Here is a 23,270-nt window from a genome sequence, read left to right as displayed (position 1 = left end):
AAATTTAATTTTTAACTATTTGATAATTTTTTTGGTCCTGATATTTCCGGAGTTTTCTGCTCTGATAATATAAACACCTGAAGCAATCGCAGCAGCATCTAATCTGAATTCCTTTTGATTAGAAGATGTTGCTATTACCAATTTTCCACTCGCATCATACAATTCTATTTTCCCCAGACTAAAAGTAGATCTGATAACAAAGCTTGTCCCATCTCTGTAAACCGAGAAATCCGATTTGCTTAAATTGTCTGTACCAAGCACTTCTTGATTTCTATAAACAATTTCGAAACGTGTATCATCTGTCCCTTTACTAGCTGTAAATATATAATCTTGAACGGAAAGATCTGTGTACAAATTGTTAAGTTTATCTAAAAGATAGATTTTTTGATCACCCGCAAAAATACCTTCTTTGTTGCCTAACGATATTTTGTAGTTTCCGTTTGCAGAATATTTATTACCCAGAGGAATCACATCTTCCGTAGTTAGCGGATTGCTTCTTGCCTGGATTTGCAGTTTTTGAGTATTCAGTTTAGAATAGAAAGAGTCATCACCTACTGCCAGTAATTCTGCATCATAGTTAGCATCATACTGATTCGTTGCGCCATCCATATGTGCTACAAGAATTGTATTAACAACATTTTCCGGAGAAATCATCTTAACCCAATAACGATTGATTGCATCAGATGATTTGTTATTGTTATAGAAATGCCCTGTGCTATTATTAGTTCTGATTGTATTATCAAATTTCAAATTAGCAGTTAAAGGTGTATTACCTGTTGGAGGCGTTCCAAGCATCTCAACAATAAAGCCTTGTCCTACTTTTATAAACTCATTAGGTATTGGCGTTCCAGCAGATTGACCATTAGCTATTGTAGGAGGTGTACCACCTGCTAAAGTAATAGTAGCATAATTATTTCCGGCATACGAAGAACCACTTTGGGTTTTTGTAGGAGAAGAATTTGTCCAGAACCAAGCTTTAGCATTGATGACATCACTATTCTTCGTTCCATCGCCTCTTTCTAAATTATAGAACTGAATAAAATTAATATTAGAAGGATATGGATTTCCAATTAGATTGTAGCCATGTGTATAGGTTTCCAGCGGATTTCCAGAAACTGTATTTTTAGATTTCTGAATATCAATCACATAAGATCCATTGTTTGGAACTCCGGTGAATTTCATATCTGTATCTAAAGTATGAACAGTCGAACTGTATGTATCTTTACCTCTTATCGCATAACCTTTTGCATTTGCAAAATTAGAATCTGCCGTTGCTTTGAAATTATCTGTTGGCTCGTAATAATCATAAATTCTGTTATTTGGCGTACCAACTGAGAATCCGTCACCAAGGGCCGCGTTATTCAAAAGTTTCTGTCCAGTAACCGGTGTACTCCAATAAGTATAATCCGTTTTACTCATTTTTACATCTCGCTTCGCAATGATCTTACCTGAATTATCATTAGCAGCTGGTGAATTAGTCTGCAAAAGACTTCCGTCACTATCAATTACGATTTTGTTGTCAGCTGTAGTAATTTTACCTGCAACAGTAATTCCCTGGTTTGCAGGAATTTCCAGGAGACCTGTATTTTCGACCGTCAAATCTTTGACTGTGAAAGTTGCCTGAGACGCATTTGCTCCTACAACAAACGGAGATCTGATAATTGCATCGAGAGTTGCATCAGGCCCCGTGGTATTACTCCAAGCTCCTGTGTTCCAAATTACTGTATTGTTTGTTGTAACTTCTATTTCACTAGAGTTTGCAGATTCGCAAGTTGCGGTTGTTGCTCTAACTGTATAATAATATTGAGTATTTGATGACAGTCCATTAACTACTTCTGTTACTGTTGAACCTCCTGCAATTGTTTTTGGATTATAACCAGAAAAAGCAATATTTCCGATACCAGAGGTAGTTACCTTAATATCATCAATAAAGAACCTTGAATTAGCAGCAGTATTTCCTGTAAAACTAATCTTAACATTTCCTGTTGCTCCAGTAATATTTACAGAATAAGTACTGAAACTACCTTTTACTAAAGTAACAGTAGGTGTACTTAGCGTTGCATTGGTAGCAGTTAATTTTAAAGTTGTACTCTCTGAAGTACCGTCCCAAGCTCCAGCACGGAAAGTTAAAGTTCCAGAACCGTTAACTGCTAATTCTGGTGTTGTAACACTTCCAAGATTAGAACCTGAACCAGCTTTAATACTTTTATCAGCTCCAGCTGAACTGTTGAAAACCCATCCAGCTGTAGTATATGCTGTTGGAATAGAACCCGTAGCAATACTACCATTCCAGCCGCCAGAGTTCCCCCCTGTCCCGGCAACATCATCAAAGGTCGCATTTATCAATGTGTTAACAACAGTTCCTTTAAAATATACATCTAACAAATAACCTGTCGCTCCAGGAATTCCATTCCAATGAGCAGCAAAAGTTGTTGCTGTGATATCTGTTCCTGAGTTTGCCGTAGGCGCAGAGATAACCCCTTTACCAGTAACTGCAACATTAGCACTAGTTGCTCCACCTCCCGAAGCTGTAATATTTGAATTAAAATCGCCGCAAGTTGAAGGATTAAATTTGGTATAAACTATTGTTTCTGCAAGTTTTGATCCTGTAAAAGGAAGATTTAATACAGAAGACCAAGCTGTAGTTCCATCTAATGATAAAAGATATCCGGCTGGAGCATTTAAATCAATATTTCCTGTAGCAGATGTAAGTAGGCTCGCTTGTACACTGAAAGTTTTTACAGTAGAATCTGTGGTAACAGAAACATCTCCAAAAGCTAATGATGTTGGATTAACCGTAATTGTTGGGACGGTTACTACGTTTGTTGTGAAGGCTCCCTGATATAAAGCACTCAGAGTATATACTCTATAATAATAAATAGTATTTGCACTCAAAGGTTGTGTAATAAACTCTGTTCCTCCACTTCCAGTTGCATTAGTACAAGCCAAAGAAGTTAAAGATCCACAAGTACCGGAATACAAATTGAGAATAGGATCTACACCACTTGCCCCTACCACATTTATCTTATAAGATCCCGCTTCGCTGGTTGTAAATTTAAACCAGACATCACTAGCCACTGATCCTCCGCATACTGCTCCTGTACTGGTGGTCGCTCCTGTATTGGAACCTGAAATTGAAACAGCATCTACTACAACTATTTTTGCGCCTAAACATTCATCATTACTAAGTATGATGGAATCATCATTTCCAATTACAATAGAGTTTGTACCAGTATTTGCTAGTACAACACCAGTCGCCTGAGTGTTATATTGTGCAAGCGTAACATCATATAAGGTGTAATTACTTCCAACTGTAGAATTGTAAACTCCCAAATCTCCCGGACCAGGATTTACAACTCCTGTATTCTGTTCGGTAGCAGTCCAGTCAGCTCTTACATTTGCAGTTACATTATTTGTAGTTGAAACTCTCCATTCTGTCTTAAGTGTATTTGCAGCAACTGAAACAGACTTTGATAAAGTAGCATTCACATTCACACCAATTTCAGTAGTTCCTGAAAGATTTTTAACTGTTAATGGTGCATACCTTAATGTCGCAGCAACACCCATTGGAAATATCCAATCTGCTGTACCATCAATATTTTGACGAATCAATTTACCTGTACCTGTCGCATTAATATAAGAATTCGCGTTAGAAGTTATAACAGAAGACTTATTTGGTAAAGTCAAATTAAAAGAACTAAGTGTAATGCTTCTACTTGTTAATGTAAGGTCTTTATTAATAATAATAGACGATGCCAAGGTTACAGTTCCAAATGTTCCAGTTTTATTGACTATAAAATAATCAAATGCTGTTGCTCCGGAAATAGTCTGCGTAGTATCATTCCCGTTAAAAATAACAGCCGTATTATTCGGTGCAAAAGTTCCATTGTTTGTGAAGTTTCCTCCCAAAGCAAGATCTGCCCCAATAGTATTGTTCATATTCAAAGAACTTAGCGCGTTAATACTAAGATTTCCAGCCAGTCCTCTTATGCTATTTGGCATATTAATTATTGTATTCCCTGTAATGATAACATTCTGAGGAATTCCTGCTCCTGCGGTTGTTGCATTACCAGTCCATTCATTATTTACACCATACCCAGCACCAACATTATAAGTCAGCGTAGATGTAGATGCGTAGATTGGTGCATTTGTAATGACATAACCTCCATTATTAATTTCCAATGCAGTTGAAACCGTTGTAAGTCCCGCTCCAAAATTGATTCCATTGGAAAGTTTTGTTGTAATATTTGTACCCAAAACAAGTGTACCTCCAGAAGTTGATCGTACTGTTTTTGTTCCATTAATCACAATTGCAGCAGTAGTAGATGTTCCTGTAATAGTACGCTCTGCTCCTGATACCAGGATATTACCACCATTTCCATTGAATGTTATGGTTCTGTTTGCCCCATTAAGACTTGTGGCTGCACTATTTATAATCTGAAAAACATCTCCAGAAGTACCAGAGATAATAATATTACTTGTGATAGATAGTGTTCCCGCAGCCTTATTATTAACTAAATATGCAAACGTTTCGGTATTCGAATTGGATGAATTTGTATTTGTTATAGACTGTGTGCCTGTAGCACCATTAAAGAATACAGCTTTATTATTTGGTGTGAAAGTTCCGGCATTTGCCCAGTTTCCTCCTAAATAGAAATCGCCTCCTAAACTAAGAATAGCAGCAGTCACAGAATTGGTAAAGTTACCTGCAAGATTTGAAACTCCATTAGAGTTAAACGTTCCTGAGTTTGTAACCAATCCTGTAAAATTAGCGGTAGAATTCGTAGTCAATGTTCCAACGTTCGTAGTTGTTCCTTTTACATTTAGAATATCTCCCGATGTTAATGACCCTGAAGTAATAGTAAGGTTACCCGCCAAACCTCTTGCTCCCACTGCCCCATAAGTTACAGCTGCATTATTTTGGATTGTAACGTGATTTGGAATTCCACTTCCGGCAGTTGTACCGGTTGTAGTCCATTCCGTACCTACTCCATAAGTTGTATTATAAACTAATGTTGAGGATGCTCCATACACAGGTGCATTGGAAGAAACAAATCCACCATTATTTAATTGCAAAGTTCCATTTACGGTAATTGCATTTACGGCGTTAAGTTGACCATTCAGTGTCAATGTCCCAGAAACTAAGCCAACCGGCGTGTCAAGCTTTGCACCAGAACCTGAGTTAATCGTCACATTAAAAGGCGGAGTAGTTGTTGGCCAAAATGCATTACCCACTCCAACGCCATAAACACTTCCATTGTTGAATATTAATCCACTACCAGTTGCAGCATAGGTGAAAGGAGCTCCACCGGCGTAACCACCATTATTTAATTGGAAAGAACCATTTACAGTAGTAGTAACTCCGGTATCTCTTGTGACTCCTGCAGCAACAGAAACCGTGTGTCCTGTTGAAATCACCACATTATCGCCAGAAGTAGGAACTACTCCACCCACCCAAGTTGTTCCGGTGTTCCAGTCTCCACTGGTTGTAGAAATAATTGTATTCCTAACAACATCTCCACTTAATGTAACCGTTTTAGCTGTTGCGGAGCCGCTTGTTATATTAATCACTTCTCCATTGTAAGCACCTAGTGCAAGACCAGACTTTAATCTAACGAAGATTGGTGTTGACGGAACTGTACCACTGGTTTGTGTTAAAGATATTGCTGAAGAAGTATATCCAGATGCTGAAGAAAGAGAAATTTCATAATTAGTTGGAGGCGTTACTGAGATATTAGCACCAAGGCTACTTCCAGAAACGTTAAAAGTCTGTGGCGCAGAAGGCGTAGAAGGCGTTGCGGAAAAACCTGTAAGTGTGGTTGCTGAAGAAGCAATTGTTGGTCCCCCAGGTGTATAGGTGACTTTAATACCAGTAAATCTACCGTGCGTATTACTGGTATTTGCATTTCTAATTTTTAAACTAGAAGTGACACTTAGACTTGACACAGTATAGATGTTACCTGCTAAAGCTAAAGCAGGGTCAGATAAAGTTGTCGCTGTTGTACCAATGCTATATCTCATAACCGGAGTATTCCCAGTGACTCCTGTTAGTTCAACAGCTGTAATAGTAGCACCATTTGAAGGAATTAATGTTATAGAACATCCATTATAAGGCGAAGCACTTCCAAAATATAATCTTAATGTATTATCACCTGCATTAAATGCTGGTGCATTTGATGCAGAATTTGATTGTGTGGTAAAAGAAATATTTGAATCAATAGTACCTGAAGTACCCGCAAAAGTATGTGTAACCGTAGTCTGCCCCCAAATATTCCCCCATAAAAAAAGAAGAACTGGTAGTAGCAGGGTTTTTGCGAATTGGTAAAGAGATTGTCCGCGCGGTGTGGATAAACTTTTATTCATATAAGTGTTGTTGTTTTTAATATTTTATCTCCTAAAAAAGGATTGCAAATGTAAATAGATTTCCATCATCTACAATCATTTATTAAAAATTTAACAATAAAACAAACGATCATTTAATTAATTCAACAATCAAAGGAACTGATTTTTAACTTTATGATTATGATTATCAAGACAAAGCAATAAAAAAACACCCTACAAATAGAGTGTTTTAGTTTAAATTTTACAATTACAATTTCTTGTTTAATCAATGTTTATCTGATAATTTTTTTCGTTCGTACGTCTCCGGAGTTATCAACTTTTATGATATAAGTTCCTACCGGCAAATCTGAAACAACGAGCTTGACCGATTTACTATTAGCAAAGAAAGTTTTCAACAGTTGTCCTGTCATGCCATAGACTTCTATCCTACCAAGATTTTTGCCAGATTGGACCACAAAACTTTCACCGTCTCTGTAGATTTGGAAATCGGAAGTTTTTGTATCATCATTTCCAAGAACTGCATTTTCTTTGTACACAATCTCAAATCGGTTTTCGTCCAGACCTTTGATGGCTGAGAAAGTGTAGTTTTCGTTTTGCAAATCTGTATAGATACCATTCTGCTTATCGTGCAGATAAATGCTTTGTCCGTTGGCGAAAATGCCCTGCCTATCTTTCAATGCAAAAGTATAAACACCATCTTTGTAAAACTGAGTTCCCAGCTTCATCACATCATCCTCAAGTTGATTGGCATTCCTGCCTTGGATACTGAGTTTCTTAGGATTATTATCAGCAAAAGAAAATAAAGCGTCAGAACTTAAGGTTGCTACTTCGGAATCGAAAGTATCCAGTAGATTTTGTGCATTGTCTTTGTAAATAACCGCCGTCGTACTAATCAACTGAGAAGGTGCAATCAACTGCAACCAGAAAGCATTTTTCTCTTGACTTTGTCTGGCGAAGAACACGCCATTTTCCGCCGTTCTCATTGCATTTTTAAAAATGACAGAAGGAGTTGTAACGCCACTTTTTGCCTGAACTATGAATCCTTGTCCTACAACTATTTTTCCATTCGGGATTTTGCTGGCTCCATTTTGAGTTCCTGTTCCCGGATTCCCAATTTCTGAACTGATATTATAGGTTGCAAAATTGTTGGACGTATAAGTTGTGTAACCGGATCCCATTTGGCTTGTTGCTTTATTACCATTATTATCCCAGAAGTAAAGTGTGTTTTCAATATTATTTTGATTTTCAAGATAGAACTCCACAGCATCAATATTGGAAGCGTACGGATTTCCTATCAAATTATATCTTTGACCAGTAGACGCCAGATTCACAGTCGCATTCCCATTGTGAGGCGCACCAAAAAATACGGCATTGGAATTTCCAAAATTCTCTCCTTTGATAGAATAGCCAACACCTTTTGCAAACGTCCCGGAATTGACAGTCGTGTAGTAATCCGTCAATGTATTGTAAGTGAAAACCCTCTTTGGCGTTACTGCATTTCCAGTTTGATAAAAAGTATAAAGCTCCTGGTCAGCAACCGGTGAACTCCAGAAATTATACTGAATGGCAGGGACAGACGCATCTCTCTTCACACGGATTTTTCCGAGATTCGAAATTGATGCATTATTCTGAATAAAATTAGCCCCACTTTCTACTACCAAAGTTTTGGTAGGTGAAGTCTCATTGTTATTAATCAGCTCATTCTCCAAAGTGATAGATTGACCACTTGGAATTGTAAGTCCAACGCCATTATTAATTGTTAATTTTTTGGCAGAAAAAGATGGTGGTGACGTGATGTCTGTGGCAATAACTGCAGGACTTGTAATTACCGGACCGTTACCATTGTTCCATTCTCCTGCCGTAGCACCAACATTTGGAAGCCAGGTCACAATTTGATTGATGTTGATCTTCAAACTTTTGTAAGGTCCAACACCCCAGATTCCGCCACTCACATTGTCTGTGGTATCTTCCGTTCCTCCGTAGATGAAAGCACCCGATCCTTTTTGAAAACGAGAAGCAACATAGTAAGTTCCTGCTGGTAGATCCGCACCAAACTTCTGTTTCATGTACTCATCATTATTTTCTACAAGCTGAGATTGCAAATAATTGATTTCCGCTTCTACCCACTGTGTCTCCGGCCATGTGTTTGGACTGGTGTTGGAAAAATTGTACCCAATCCATGCTTTGATAGCAGGATCATATCCTGGCCCCGGCGTTGAGTTTGGTACAAAAACCTGCGCAAAAACATCAATACCGACGCCTAAGAAAACATTCACCTCTGTCTTTGGACTCTGGATGTTCGCCCAGTTCGCAGTTCCTGATGTTGCAGCACTGTTCACAACTACAGTTGCAACGTTACTTGTAACAGAATCACAAGATCCGCTTCCTGTCGTCGCTATTGCATAATAATAGAAAGTACCGGAAGTGTAAGTATTCACCACATAAGTTGAAGTAGTTTCACCCGCAATTGCAACACCTCCCACATTGGAATTTGTTGTATTTCTGTACCATTGATAAGATAATGGACCAGACGTATTGGCTGTTGCACCTACAGAAAGAGTGGTATGCGTGTAAAGATTTACAGTTTGTGAAGGCGTAGGCTGTGCGGTAATCTTCGTAGCCTGTGAAACTGTCAGGACACCGGGATCATTATTAAAAATTCCGTTCTGCCCTGCCACTACAGTCATACAGCTTCCCAACTGAAACCTAAAACCATAATAATAAGGTGTACCTGCAGATAGAGTATTCGCAGGAATTGTGGAATTGTATTCGTCTTTTGTACCGTCAATACTTGCACCTTGAATATTATGAGTCGCAGAACTCCAAGTCCACGTGCTTGGATTGCTGGATGCTCCGTACCCGAATTGTGCCGTGAGAGCTGAAAATGGCGTTGAATCATTATTGGTAATTCCAGCGGCACCTACTCGTCCATAAACCGTAAATGGAACATTGTCACAAATCACTGCTGTTTTTGGACTTTGAATAATGGCTGACGTAATAGCCGGATAGATAGTTAAATCTGTCCCATTGTTCCCCCCTGTAATATTAGGATTGCTTGCAACAACTCTGATTCTGTAGCCCGTTCCATAGGAAATTCCCGCTGGTATGGTTGCGGCAATGGTTCCTGATGAAACAGATGTTAAACCACCAATTGTTGTAGGCGCGTTAAAAGAACCACTTGCATCAGACAAATGAGCAGTGAAAGTATTTCCAGTACCAAAAGTTCCTGTTGCAGTGTAAGGTACATTTACAGAAGCACCTGCACACAATGAAGTTGCGGAAATTGAATTTGCAGAAACTGTAGGTCCTGGCGTCATTGCCACCACACCTGTATATGGATTGAAGGTAATTGTTACCGAGGCACCATTATAAGAAGTATTATAACCTATAACTTGAGAAGTGGATCGGTACAAAAACTTAGTCCCATTAATATAAATATCAAATCCACTTCCACTGGTGTAAGATTTTGTTAAAGTATAAACTTGGTTGATTGCATCATAACTGGTATTTTCCTGCGTAGCCCATCCACCAGGTAATCCACCCGAAGCAAACTTAACGATTCCAACATTTGTCATTGTAGAAGTGGTCATTAATGACGTGAATGTGCTTGTACCATTGTATTGGCCCCAGGTGTCTTGGCTTATATCAATATTTCCAGTCTGACTTCCCGAACCATTAATATTATTTAGGATGAATTTTTTCTGAGGACTAATATTATCTGAATAAAAACCGCCTCCTCCTGCATCATCAAATTTAATTGATGGATTTGCAACAGTGCTTCCTGGCCAGCCAACTGCTTCTACAGGATCAAATTTATAAAGATTTACTCTACCAGCATTTGTGGTTGTAAAGTGAAGTTTTCCTTGCCCAAAAAGCATGGTTACTCCACATAGGAATAACCATAAGAAAAGTTTTCTCATCAGATTTGTGTTTTTTTAAGGTCTGGCGCAAATTTATATTTTTTATTTGATTTATCTTATTATTTAGTAAAAAATTAAATCACAATTGCAAAATCAATGAATTTAAATCATTATTAAAAACATTTTATAATAATATAATACATTTTGATTGTAATAATCTATTCATATATCATTATTATTAATGAAAACAAAAAAAAACAAAAAAAAAACAAAAAAAAAAAAAAAAAAAAACACCCCAATTGAGGTGTTTTAATAAAATGGTTTTAAGATTAATTATTTCAGTATTTTTTTTGTTTTTACGTCTCCGGAATTTTGAGCTTTGATGATATAAACACCATTTGCGAAATCCACAGCGTCGATTATCAATTTATTTTCTTTGGAAAACAACTGACGAATCAGCCTGCCACCGGCGTCATAAACATCTACCTTACCAATTACTTTTGATGATTTGATAACAAAATGATCTCCGTCTTTGTAAACGATGAAATCAGATTTTTGAGTTTCATCATTGCCTAAAACAGCATTCTCTTTAAAAACAATCTCAAAGCGTGTGGCATCAGCACCTTTTACAGCGGAGAATGTGTAGCTAGTTTCTGAACTCAAATCAATATATTTGTTCAGCAGCTTATCCTTCAAATAGATCTTTTGACTACCATTGAAAATGCCTTCCGCAGTCTTAAGCCTGATGGTGTAGTCGCCATTTACAGAAAACGCATTGCCCACGGGAACCACATCCTCAACTGAGAAGTTATCCGCTTTTCCCTGAATGGCCAATTTTTTTGCACCCAATATCGAGTAGAAAGAATCTGATCCTACTGCAAACAACTCTCCATCAAAATCTGTTTCAAAATTATCAGTAGCACCAGGAATGTAACCTATCAAGATTGTATTAATTAAGTTATTTGGTGATTTTAAAGTCAACCAGAATCTGTTTTTAACTATTCCTCTTTGGTAAAAAGTACCATTATCCGTAAGTCTAATACTATTATTAAAATCTATTGCACCAGCAATTTTTGACTGAATGATGAAACCCTGCCCCACTTTGACGATTCCGTTGGGAGCGATTCCATAATTTGGATTTTCATCATTGTAAGTTCCGGGAGCACCACCCGTGCCGTTGTAGATTGCATAATTGTTTCCAGCATAGGCAGAACCCATTTGGAGGCGTTCGTAAGTATTGTTTGTCCAGAAAAATGCAGTGCTAAACATCTTAGCAGAGTTTAGAGAGTGAAGCAAATCAAAATCTATATTTGACGGATAAGGATTACCAATTAGATTATAACCTTTATCTGCTCCTGCACTTTTGTTAAGGAATGGTGAAGACAGATTACCATTGTGCGGAATTCCTGTAAAGCTATACGTTTTAGAATATCCATCAGGAAAACCTGTTTCTGCACGAATCGCATATCCTTTCCCTGCTACGAAGTTTACATCCTGCGTTACAATAAATCTATCATTGCTTTCATTGTATTGCTGGTAGCCACTTGCAGGCGTACCTGGAGAAAATCCTGTTTTGATGGTTTGACCATTTACTGGTGAACTCCAATAAACATAATCTATATCTCCAGTCACATTATTCATGTCTGTCACACTTCTTTCGACTTTAATACTCCCTTCATTAGTAATATTATCGACCTGAATCATATTAGCATCACTTTCTACCACAAAACTGTCATTTGCTGTATTAAGGTTAGTGATTTTCTTTTTTACTTTAATTGGGCTACTTGGTTTCACAACCATAGTTCCTGAAGAATTTACAGTAAGCTCGCAGACATCCAAAGCACCATGTACTTGTGTATCATAATTCCCTGCAATAATTACTTTACTTGCCAATATCGGTGTTCCATTTGACCAAACATTTGCAACTTCCCATGTATTCGTCACATCTTTGATTTGAACTGCATTGGTAGCCGTAAAACATGTCGCTGTGTTTTCTCTCACCTGGCAGTAATATTGATAATTATTGAGTCCGGTAACATTGCTAATATTTAAAGTTGCAGAAGTCGCTCCGGAATAAACACCACCATTAGCAAGCGCATTCCAAGTTCCAGAAGTTCCTAATACAAACCATTGATATGTCAACCCGTTTCCTCCCACGACGCCTTCCGATGCAGAAATTGCCAAGGAAGTACCTTCGACATCACAAGACAAAGAATACGAAGGTTGCGTATTCACAATTGGTGGATTTTTAACGACCGGTGGTTGCCCCACTTCATTAGAAGGAAGACACTGTCCGCTAGCTAAGGCTTGATTAGTCCATTCATTACCATCAAAAACAGTTTTAGGAGAGAGATAATCATTTTTTCTTCTCAGATAGAATCCAGTGATATTGGGCGCATGCACATCATCTATCACCACCGTTCCTTTCATCAGTCTAATTCCATCATTCGCATTGAAACCTGTTCCAAAACCTCCGTTCCCTGTTGTAACATATCCGCAGCTAGATCCGCTAACTCCTACTATTGCTATAGATCCTGCTGCCACAGTTCCAGATAAATTTGCATATGTAGAATAAGTACCCCCATAATCACCAGCTCTCTGAATGGAATATGAACTCAGATTAACAGCAGATCCTGTTCTGTTAAAAATTGTAACAATACCTCCAGAACCTGATTTCTCATCATATACTTCGTAAATTATTAAATCCGAAGCAGGTGCAGTTACAGGTCCGCCAGATGTTGTTTCGCAATCTGTAAGTACAGAATTAATTACATCAAAGACCTGTGTCGCGTTACAACCATTCAGTAAACTCACAACAAAATTAGCATCTAATGCCCCAGCCGGAACTGCGACCTCTAACTTACCGGTATTTGCAGAAATTATTGGTACGGCTACATCATTATAAGTTACGGTTGCAGAACTCAAATCATTAACTGATGATGTGAATGTAACTATTGTATTCGCAGGACCAGATAATGGAGATGCAGCTATAGAAAGGGAAGTTGCACAAGTTCCCGTTCCCTGGATTCTGAAAACATAAGGATTCTCATCACTGTCATTATTTGCAATGCTGACATCCGCCTGGCGAATACCCGCCACCGTAGGACGGAATTTAATTTTAAAGGATGTAGTAACACCATTCACCACCGGAGTAACGGCCTGTTGTGTCACAATGAAATCCGAAGGGTTAGTTCCGATAATATTTATAATTGGCGATCCTGTAAGATTAAGATTAGCCAAACCTAAATTCTCTATTGTGAATTCTTTTTCTGTAGATTCAGAACCTATATTAGTCGCCGCAAACACCGTATTGTTAAGTCCGTAAGGCTCATCAAAACCATTTGGAATGGAGATATTCCCTCCTTTGACATTGATTTCCGCATTGGTTGGCTGAGTAACAGTAATTGTATAATCTTCCACCTCGCCAAAAGTGAAACTCTCACAAGATGTGGAAGCTAAGTTAAATTTCGAACTCACCCTCATTCTTACATTTCCTAATGCTGCAGTTGTTGGTATGGTAATATTTAAAGGAGATAAAGATGTTGCTCCATCAGTAACATTTTTTGCAGTTCCCAACACAAACTCTTCACCCGAATCTGCAAAGTCTCCATCACGGTTCCAATCAAACCAAACCTTTGTGTAAACAGTATAATCTCCATCTGTGTTTACCCGAACAGTCAACGGAATGACCTCACCTCTTACAACAGTCGTTGTTGGCGTTGCAAAATTGGTGTAAGCCTGCACCTTTGTCGGTGTCGCATTTTCTATAGTATTAAATTTTACATATGTAATACTTGTAAGATCCGTCATACTACCTGTGGACGTACAGTAATTGACACCAGTTGTTTGGCAGACCGAAGTCCCATCACTCCATTGGTTTCCACTATTAATTTCTCTTACAAATACCTTATAACAATATTGCAAACCATCGGTAAGTCCCGTTACGATAACACTGTTCCCTGTTCCTTTATAAACCACTTGATTAGGCATTGTGTAAACAGAACTAATGGATGTATATGCTGAGCCATCTCCAGAAGGTGTGAACGAAACAGCACCCTGATTGGCAACTACAAGATATTCATAACAACCGACAGATGCTGGCACCACATTCCACGTTACCGTAGAAGATGTTGGGTTAATAGAAGCTGCTAGATTTGAAATCTCCGGAACATCAGCCAAATATGTCTGGTTCCAAGATCCGGTAGCATTAATTCCTCCTGCCCAGGCTGTACCTGTTTCACCCCGATAAGCTACCACTTTGAAGGTGTACTGAGAGGCATTAACCAGCCCTGTAACAGTTGCAGTAAGTGCACTTCCTTTATAAACAGCTTTCCCTAAAGTGGTGTAAGTATTTGCTACAGAATAATCTGAATTGGCAATATAAGAAGAAGCGTTTCCAGCGGATGCAGCAGTCATTGCAGGAACTGTTGTATTTGGTAAAGCAAAAACAATATAGCCTGTAGGCGCACTTCCTGTAGCAGGCGCTGCCCATTTTAATGTAATCTGATTATTTGCAATACACGCAGCTAGATTGGCAGCATTATTAGGAGAGGCATAATTCACCGTCAAAGTTACCTCGTTGGAAATGACAGTACTGCAAGTTCCATTAGAAATGACTGCGCGGTACTTATAACCATTCATTGCAATTGTTGTTGCAGGGGTAACGTATGGTGAACCCGTTGCTCCAGCGATATTATTCCAAGAGACACCATTGTCTGTTGAAACCTGCCATTGTCTTCCGGTTTGATTTCCAGGAGTGGAGATTCCAAATGAAGCCGTTGTCCCCTCCGTTACTACCTGATTTAATGGTTGTGTTACAATAGGAATTTGATTGTTTACAGAAATATTAAATACACTGGATTCTGCAGCAGCGTCATAAGCTGAAACAGCAACATAATAAGTAACACCCGCCGTAACATTATAAGTAAAAGCCTCTGACGTACCAGTATTACTAGAAGAAGCTGCTAAAGCTGAATCTACCGTAGGGCAACCTTGATAAAGATAAATATCAACATCTCCTGAAAAACCATTCACCGTAACAGTATGATTTCCTGAACAACCAGGTGTGAACTTATACCAAACATCCCGACCACTGGAAAAAGGTGCGGAAAAAGTAGAATTCACAAGCGTTCCAGTAATTGCTGCTGAATTTACTGTTACATCGACCGCATTCCCACAGAGATCATTTGCCGGAGGCGTAAGCGTTGTAAAATTTCGAACAGCGCTGTAAGTGTATGTTGTTCCATCGTAAAGATAAGCTCTATAATAGTAAGTTGTAGCAGGAAATAAACCTGTTGCGTCATAGTTGTATGCAACTCCTGTAGTTCCTAATGGTTGTATTGCAATTTTTGTATCCGTTACGGTAGGTAAACTATTTACAGATGAGTAAACAAAACCTTTTTCTACAGTTGTAGGACAAACACCAAATGTAGTTCCTGCACTCGCACGTAGTCTTGCCGCATCTACCGTGATATTATTAGCAGCAAGAGCAACTGCAACGGGTGTAACAGAAGCATTTCCTGTACCACCAAGCGTGATGGTTGGCGCATTACTTCCACTTGTAAGACTTGATACAGTAATAGTCGCAGATTTTGCACCAGCAGAAGATGGTGTGAAAGTCACCGTAAAAGTAGCCGTTCCTCCACTGCCAGCAATGGTAGAAGATGATAAGCCACTTACTGCAAACTGAGGATCACTAGAATTTAAACTAACTCCTGTTGCTGCAGAAGCTCCCGTATTGGTAATGGTGTAAGTCACAGGAGTTGCTGCTGTTCCCAGGCATGCAGAACCATGGTCTATTGGCGTACCTGAGATCGCCAGAACAGGATTTGCAGGTGGCGCAACGACATTGACAATATAATCTTCTGTTTCTCCATAATTACCTGCAATTGTACAACTAGTAGCGATAGTCATATTTTGGTTAAATGAATACCTCACACGCATTCTTGTATTTCCAAAAACAGCACCAGAGGGAACATTCACTGATACAGTATTGGTAGAACTAGCAGCTATTGAATTTCCAATTAGGATAAATTCTGAAGCATCTACAAAATCTCCATCTTGATTCCAGTCAATGTAAACAGCTGCACTATGAGTTCCTGTACCAGATCCAACTGATAAAGAAAGAACATATGCCGACCCTTGAGTTAAGCTGGTTGTTTGAGTTCCACTTGCCGGAAACAAAGTATATCCTCCGGAATTGCAAGCAGTAGAATTATTTAAGGTATTAATAGTAATATTACTTATAAAGTCATTAAGCGTACAGTTCAAACTTCCTGCTGGTGTACAATACGTCAAATTAACTTCAACAGGATTCGATGTTCCATTGTTACTGCCACAAGTTACAAGACATCTGTACCAGGTTTTAGCAGTAACTGTAGCTGTATAAGTAGAATTAGTTGCGCCCGTAACATTACTGAAGCCTGAACTTGCACTTGTAGTAGAACTTTGCCATTGATAGGTAACGCCTGAGCCTGCAGTTGAATTCTGTAAAGACAAAACTGTTGTTCCTCCAGAAACCACAGGATTTGTAGCCGCTAAAGTATTTCCTGGAGTTGGTGTTCCAGAGCAGGGTGCTAAGACATAACCGATTAAAGTTGCATCATCAATTCTAAAATTATTACCCGCAGCACCTGCATTTGATGGCTTGTAAATTTCAACATACATTAAAGCTTGATTTCCAAAAGTATTGGGAATAGTCAAACTACCTGATGCCTCACAATTTGATGTTGGAACATAAGCATTTCTGATAGTTGTCCAATTAGCACCATCTGAACTAACTCTTACAAGAAAATTACCAATTGAGTTATTTGATGTTCTTTCATTGTAATTGAAAGTCATATTTGTAAAACCAGTTGTATTTACAGTAAATCTATAGGCGTCTCCAGAGTCCCAGGCTGTATATTGATAACCACCAACTCCATTACATGCAGTAGTGTTATAATTACTGAGAATTCCAATATTCGACAAAGAAGGAGTTCCTGTTACATTATCTACGCTAGGCGAAGTTCCTGATTCGAAGTCGAATTGAAACATCGTTACCTGCCCTGAAAAATGTGTAACAATCAAAAAGAAAAAAGAAAAAAGAAAAGTTTTGGGGGTAGAATTCCCCTCAAACATTCGTTTGAAGAATAAATATTTTTTCATATCAATTTGTGTTTTATTAATAAACAAATATAACTTTATTTGAAAAATAAAATACATTTTTTATAAATTTAACACATCATTCATTATAAAAAAGCACACTACAGACTTTAAAATATGAATTACTTACAGTACTAAAACAAAAAAAACACCTCTAATAGAGGTGTTTTACAAATTATAATTTTCGCTAAACTTACTTTAAAATTTTCTTGGTCTTCATTTCACCAGAGTTTTCTGCTTTGATGATGTACATTCCGCTGTTAAGTCTTGTACCATCAAACTTCAAAGTCTTTTCTGATGTTTTTTGACTTATCAAAAGTCGGCCAGTTGCGTCATAAATATCAACTCGGCCTAACGGTTTTGATGACTGAATCACATAAACTGATCCATACCTGTAAACATCAAAATGACTTTTAGAAACTTCACCTGCGCCTAAAACTTTCTGGTCTTTGTAAACAATTTCAAAACGTGTGGCATCTGTACCTTTGTTTGCCGAAAATGTATAACTTGTTTCAGTACTTAGATTGATGTATTGATTCAGTAATTTATCTTTTAGAAAAACCTGCTGATTGCCATCAAACAAACCTTCAGGATTTTGAAGTGCAATGGTGTAATTTCCGTTTACCGAAAATGCATTTGCGACAGGAACTACATCTTCCGGAGTAAATTGATCTGCTCTTCCCTGGATCGCCAACTTCCTTGCGCCCAAAACTGAATAGAATGAATCCGAACCTACAGCAAACAATTCACCATCAAAATCAGTTTCGTAAGCATCTGTAGCACCTGATACATAACCAATCAAAATTGTGTTTACCAAATTATTAGGCGATGTCATCGTCAGCCAGAATCTGTTTTTAGCGGTATTCTTTTGGTAGAAAGTACCATTGTCCGTAACTCTTATGCTATTATTAAAATCCAATGCTCCTGCAATTTTCGACTGCACAATGAATGCCTGACCCACTTTTACTTTACCATTTGGTGCGATAGAATAGTTTGGATTTGTTTTGTCATAAGTTGCAGGCACACCGCCTGTAATATTGTAAATTGCATAGTTGTTTCCCGCATAGCCTGATCCCATTTGTTGTGCCGTGTAAGTATTATTAGTCCAAAAGAATGCCGATGCATAAATCTTATTGGCATTATGCGCGTGGAACTGATCAAAATCTATATTTGAAGGATATGGATTGCCAATAAGATTGTAACCCTTATCCGCACCTGGTGATTTTAGCAATGGCGGAGTGGAAACATCGCCGTTGTGAGGAACACCACTGAAACTATAAGTCTTATTATAACTATTCGCCAAAACATTCTCTGCACGGATAGCATAACCTTTACCTGTAACAAAATTCGGATCCGAAGTTACCGTAAATTTATCATTAGGTTCATTATACTGCTGGAAACCACTGTTTGGTGTGTTTGGCGAAAATGCTTTGATTGGCTGATTGCTTACCGGCGAACTCCAATACACGTAATCAATATTTCCGGTTACATTATTCATTCCAGTCACAGCTCTTTCAACTTTGATGTTTCCTTGGTTGGCGATATTGTCTGTTTGAATAAGATTTGCATCGCTTTCAACTACAAAACTATCTGCAGCAATATTATTATTAATGATTTTCTTTTTTACTTTAACAGGACTATTCGCTTTCACAATCATAGTTCCGGTAGCATTGATCGTCAATTCACAAACATCCAAAGCTCCGTTAGCTTGAGAATCATAGCTTCCTGCGATAATGACTTTACTGCCAAGAACCGGCAACCCATTAGACCAAACCTTAGCCGTGTTCCAGGTATTGGAAGCTGATTTGATTTGTGTTGCAGCAGTCGCCGTGTAGCAAGTTTGAGTATTTTCTCTTACCTGACAGTAATACTGGAAATTATCCACAACGGCCACATCAGCAATATTCAAATTGGCAGTGGTTGCACCAGAATAGTTAGAATTATTAGAAACCGCACTCCAGATTCCCGAATTATCCAAAACATACCACTGGTAAGCCAACGCATTCCCACCTTCATAACCTTCAGTAGCAGTCAGCGTAAGAGCCGCATTCACCACATCGCAAGAAAGCGTGTATGTTGGCTGGACTACAATGACAGGCGGCAATGTTTTCACTGCCGGCGTTTCCGAACCTACTCCTGCCACACACTGTGTTACATCGTCCGTCGTCCAATCATTACTATCATAAATAGACTTAGACGAAAGGTTGGCTGGTTTTCTTTTCATATAGTATCCAACATAGTTAGGAGCAAGCACCTCATCTACAATTGCAGATCCTTTCATCAGACGGAAACCATCATTATCATTAAAACCTCCGCTAATAGTTCCATTTATAGGTGTTGGACTAATGGTACACGTTCCACTTATACCAATGATTGCAAGTTCACCCGATGCAACACTTCCAGATAGCGTTCCGTATTGTTCGTAGGCATCAGTTCCAACATTTCTTGACCTGAAGAAACTATAATCATTCAGATTTACGGCAGCATTGGTTCCATTATAAATTGTAACTGTTCCGCCAGTTCCGCCGTTCTCGTCATAAACCTCATAGAAAATCAAATCCGAAGCGAAGGCATTTCCGGAACCCGATCCGTTTGGTAAAACTTCACAACCAGATGCATCTTGTTTTATTAATGTAAAGGCCGTCTCAGAATCACAATCTAGCGCAGTATCGACGATGATATTTCCATTTGCCGATGCCGGAACTGTCGCTTTTAATTGTGTAGCGCTGATATATTCCACATCTGCATCAATTGTCCCGAATTTAATCGTTGAACCAGATGTAAAATTACTTCCATTAATAATAACAACTGTGTTTGCTGGACCATTATCCGGTGTCGCAGTGATGGTTGCTGGGGTGCATACTGGCGCGCAGAACACTTCAAAATTATCAAATCTCCAAGGAGCTGTAGTAGCCGAAGACTTTTCTAAACGAATCCAAACTTTACTTTCTGTAGAATAGTCAGACAAGTCAATATCAACAGATGTAAGTCCATTATTTGTTGTGTTAGCATGAGTAAATGTAGCAATAGTCGTATCGAAACCAGTATTTTGCCCAGTAGTAGAAATTTTCACCAACAGAGTTTTAGCAGTTGTATTTCCTGTTCTTCTTAAATCAAATGTCAATCTAGAAGGCTTACTTAGTTCTGGAGAAGTCAAAGTTCCATTATTAGCATTAAAACTTCCTCCATCACTATATTCTGTCCAACTCACCCCAGTTGCCAACCAACCTGACGGCGTGGATCCGGAATCAAAACCTTCACTCAAACAAGGTCCTGAAACCACAGACAATACAACCACATTAGAAGTCACTGCATTACAAGAATTACTCAAACGCACTCTGTACCTGTAGCCGTTCATTGCTAAGGTTGTCACTGGCGTGGTGTAAGATGCAAACGTTGCTCCGGAAATATTAGTCCAAGTTGTGCCATTGTTAGTAGAAAGCTGCCACTGATAACTTGGCGACCCTGTTCCTACCACAGTAAAGGTTGCGGTAGCTCCTACCACAGCATTTTGATTCGTTGGCTGCGTGCTGACAGCTGCGGCAGAACTGATCACAACAGCCTGGGTCGGATAAGATTCCGCACTCCAGCAATTGCCATTATAAGCACGAACATAATAAGCACCTCCGGATGTCACAGTATAAGTATTGGTTACAGGATTTGCCGTAGATGTCCCATTCGCAGTTGTTTGCCAATAGTAAGCAACTCCTGTCTGCGGCTGCGCAGAACCATGCTGATAGACAAGTGTTGCGGAACCACAATAAGGATTCTCCAAATCTACCTCGCCCGCAGGATTTACAGGTAATTCGCACAGAGTTGTCTGACTTCTTGGATTATTTGTCTGCGTTGTCGTATTGTATGTATAATTACCAGAACAGATATTATATTCATAAACTCTCACATAGTAAGTTGTGGAATGCGATAAGCCAGTTACCGCCACACTATTACCCGTACCAGCATAAACAACCTGCTGTCCACTGCCTGCATAGACTGAATTAGCTGCCGGCAACGTATTAGAAGTAATAGGATTCGTAAAGCTATTAGTAGTATTAATCGTCACCACTCTTCCTACACCGTTTCCGGACGTAAGATTCACAGTCATCGCATTTGTACCTACTCCTGTAAATGGCGCAACCACCGACTGAGTTGTAGGCGCAACACACGCAGTAACTATTCCGGACAAAGTCAACTTAGGACCGGAGACAACACCACCACCTTCTACAACAATAATATGATTGCTTGAATTGTTATAATTACCCGCCGCCAAACCAGCTTTCAAACGAACTGATACTTGCCTGGAAATTGTTGAACCAATATAAGGCACATTGATTGGCGATGCACTATAATCTGCCCAGGTAGCTCCGTTGTCCAAAGATATTTCGTAGTCATCTCCAGGAAGAATATCCACATTAGATCCATTCAAAGTATTACCGGTGATTGTGAAATTCTGCGATGGAGATGGCCCATTACTCACAGAATATGTGAAACCGGATAAGGTGGAAGGCGAAACTGTGAGGGTTGCGGTTGCTGCGGTTACATTGATCTGAACTGCATTACTAGTAATGACACCACAACCAGCAAATGTAGCTTCACAAACCACATAATAAGTTCCTGGCGTTGAAAAACTGGGGATGTAACTTGAGTTTGTTGCACCAGCAATGGTATTATTATAAGGTCCTCCCGCTGTTGTAGAATACTTCCATTGTCTGGAAGTGACTCCGGTAGCAGTTGAAGAAAGTGTAGATCCATTCGCACCAGTAACTATATTTTGAACAGTCGTAGGTGAAATAGCAGAAGATCTTAGATTGATTGCAAACGCTGCTGTTTCAGAACCCGTGATAGATGGATTACTGGCAATGACCCTGATTTTATAATTTGTTCCCGTAGCCGTTCCAGCAGGGATAGTTGCATTAATTGTTCCAGCATTAATTGCTGTTCTTGTTCCAATGGTAGTAGCCGATGCAAAACTTCCAGAAGCATTAGAAAGTTGAGCAGTAAAAACATTCCCTGTTGTAAATGCACCACTTATTGTGTATGGAACATTCAAAGGTGCACCTGCTGCAGAGGTAACACAAAATGGTGCACCTGAGATAGGAGTGGTGGTTGTGATAGATGGACCCGAGGCGTATTCTATCACAATATTAGTAATATACGTATTACCTGAGGTACCTCCATTTTCGAAATAAATTTTAAAGAACTTATTTCCCGCATCAGGCGTCCATTCTACTTGCGCGGCAGATCCTGTACCTAATTCTCCACCAGATACTGCTGTCTGCTCATCTGCCCCAACCAGCAGTCTGATTTTACTTGGAACTAAAGAACCTGATGACCTGTTTATTGTAATTTTAGTAATATCCCCAGGGACTGCACTGGTATTTGAAAACTGAAAATTCGAACCAGAAGATGCCTGATTGCCTCGAATTTGCAAATTACTGGGATTCCAGTTATTAATAGACCACCCAACACTAGATGCGCTAAAATCAGTTGCAGAAGTTATATACGCATTACTAGTAGTACCAGTAATGGTTTTGTTAGGAACAATCGTAATTGTCTGTCCAAAAACGTTCACCCCATACATTATCAAAAAAAGAAAGAAAAAAGCTTCTATCGATTTGACAAGAATAAATGTTCTCATAGAGAATAAATTTGGTTTCATTTTCATTTGTTTACTTAGGTCGCAAATATAATCCTTCAAATCACCACAAAACCGGGATTCCTAATTGTTAATATAAATGTAATTGTCTCTTTACAATTACTTCAGATTTGATTAACATTCAAAAAATGGATCCTTTACTAAATATTAAACAGTCCCAAATTAAATGATGAGATCTATTTTAAATAATAAACATATCAGCAAAACCACAACAAATAACACCGCCTCATTAAAAACGAAAATACACCCCTGAATGGAGTGTATTTTCAAAT

Annotated in this window: 4 protein-coding genes; all 4 read right to left on the bottom strand. The window is 38.7% G+C overall.

Annotation, left to right across the window (positions count from 1 at the left end):
- Positions 1-15: 15 nt before the first annotated feature.
- The 4 genes from PQ459_07455 to PQ459_07440 all read right to left on the bottom strand — a co-directional run bounded on the left by PQ459_07455 (position 16) and on the right by PQ459_07440 (position 23,001).
- Positions 16-6,363 (bottom strand): T9SS type A sorting domain-containing protein, encoded by a 6,348-nt coding sequence (locus PQ459_07455; protein ID WDF48306.1) that lies wholly within the window; start codon positions 6,361-6,363, stop codon positions 16-18.
- Between the two features lie 251 nt (positions 6,364-6,614).
- Positions 6,615-10,262, bottom strand: coding sequence for a T9SS type A sorting domain-containing protein (locus PQ459_07450; GenBank protein ID WDF48305.1), 3,648 nt, complete (start codon positions 10,260-10,262; stop codon positions 6,615-6,617).
- Positions 10,263-10,535: 273 nt separating this feature from the next.
- Entirely contained in the window at positions 10,536-17,348 is a 6,813-nt protein-coding gene (locus PQ459_07445) for a GEVED domain-containing protein (protein ID WDF48304.1), read from the bottom strand.
- A gap of 190 nt (positions 17,349-17,538) precedes the next feature.
- Positions 17,539-23,001, bottom strand: a complete 5,463-nt coding sequence (locus PQ459_07440; GenBank protein WDF48303.1) for a T9SS type A sorting domain-containing protein — start codon at positions 22,999-23,001, stop codon at positions 17,539-17,541.
- Between the last annotated feature and the right edge of the window lie 269 nt (positions 23,002-23,270).

The sequence above is a fragment of the Chryseobacterium sp. KACC 21268 genome, from assembly GCA_028736075.1.
Classification (GTDB): Bacteria; Bacteroidota; Bacteroidia; order Flavobacteriales; family Weeksellaceae; genus Epilithonimonas.
Note: the sequence above shows the minus strand (reverse complement) of the source record. Positions and strands in the feature narration are given on the sequence as shown.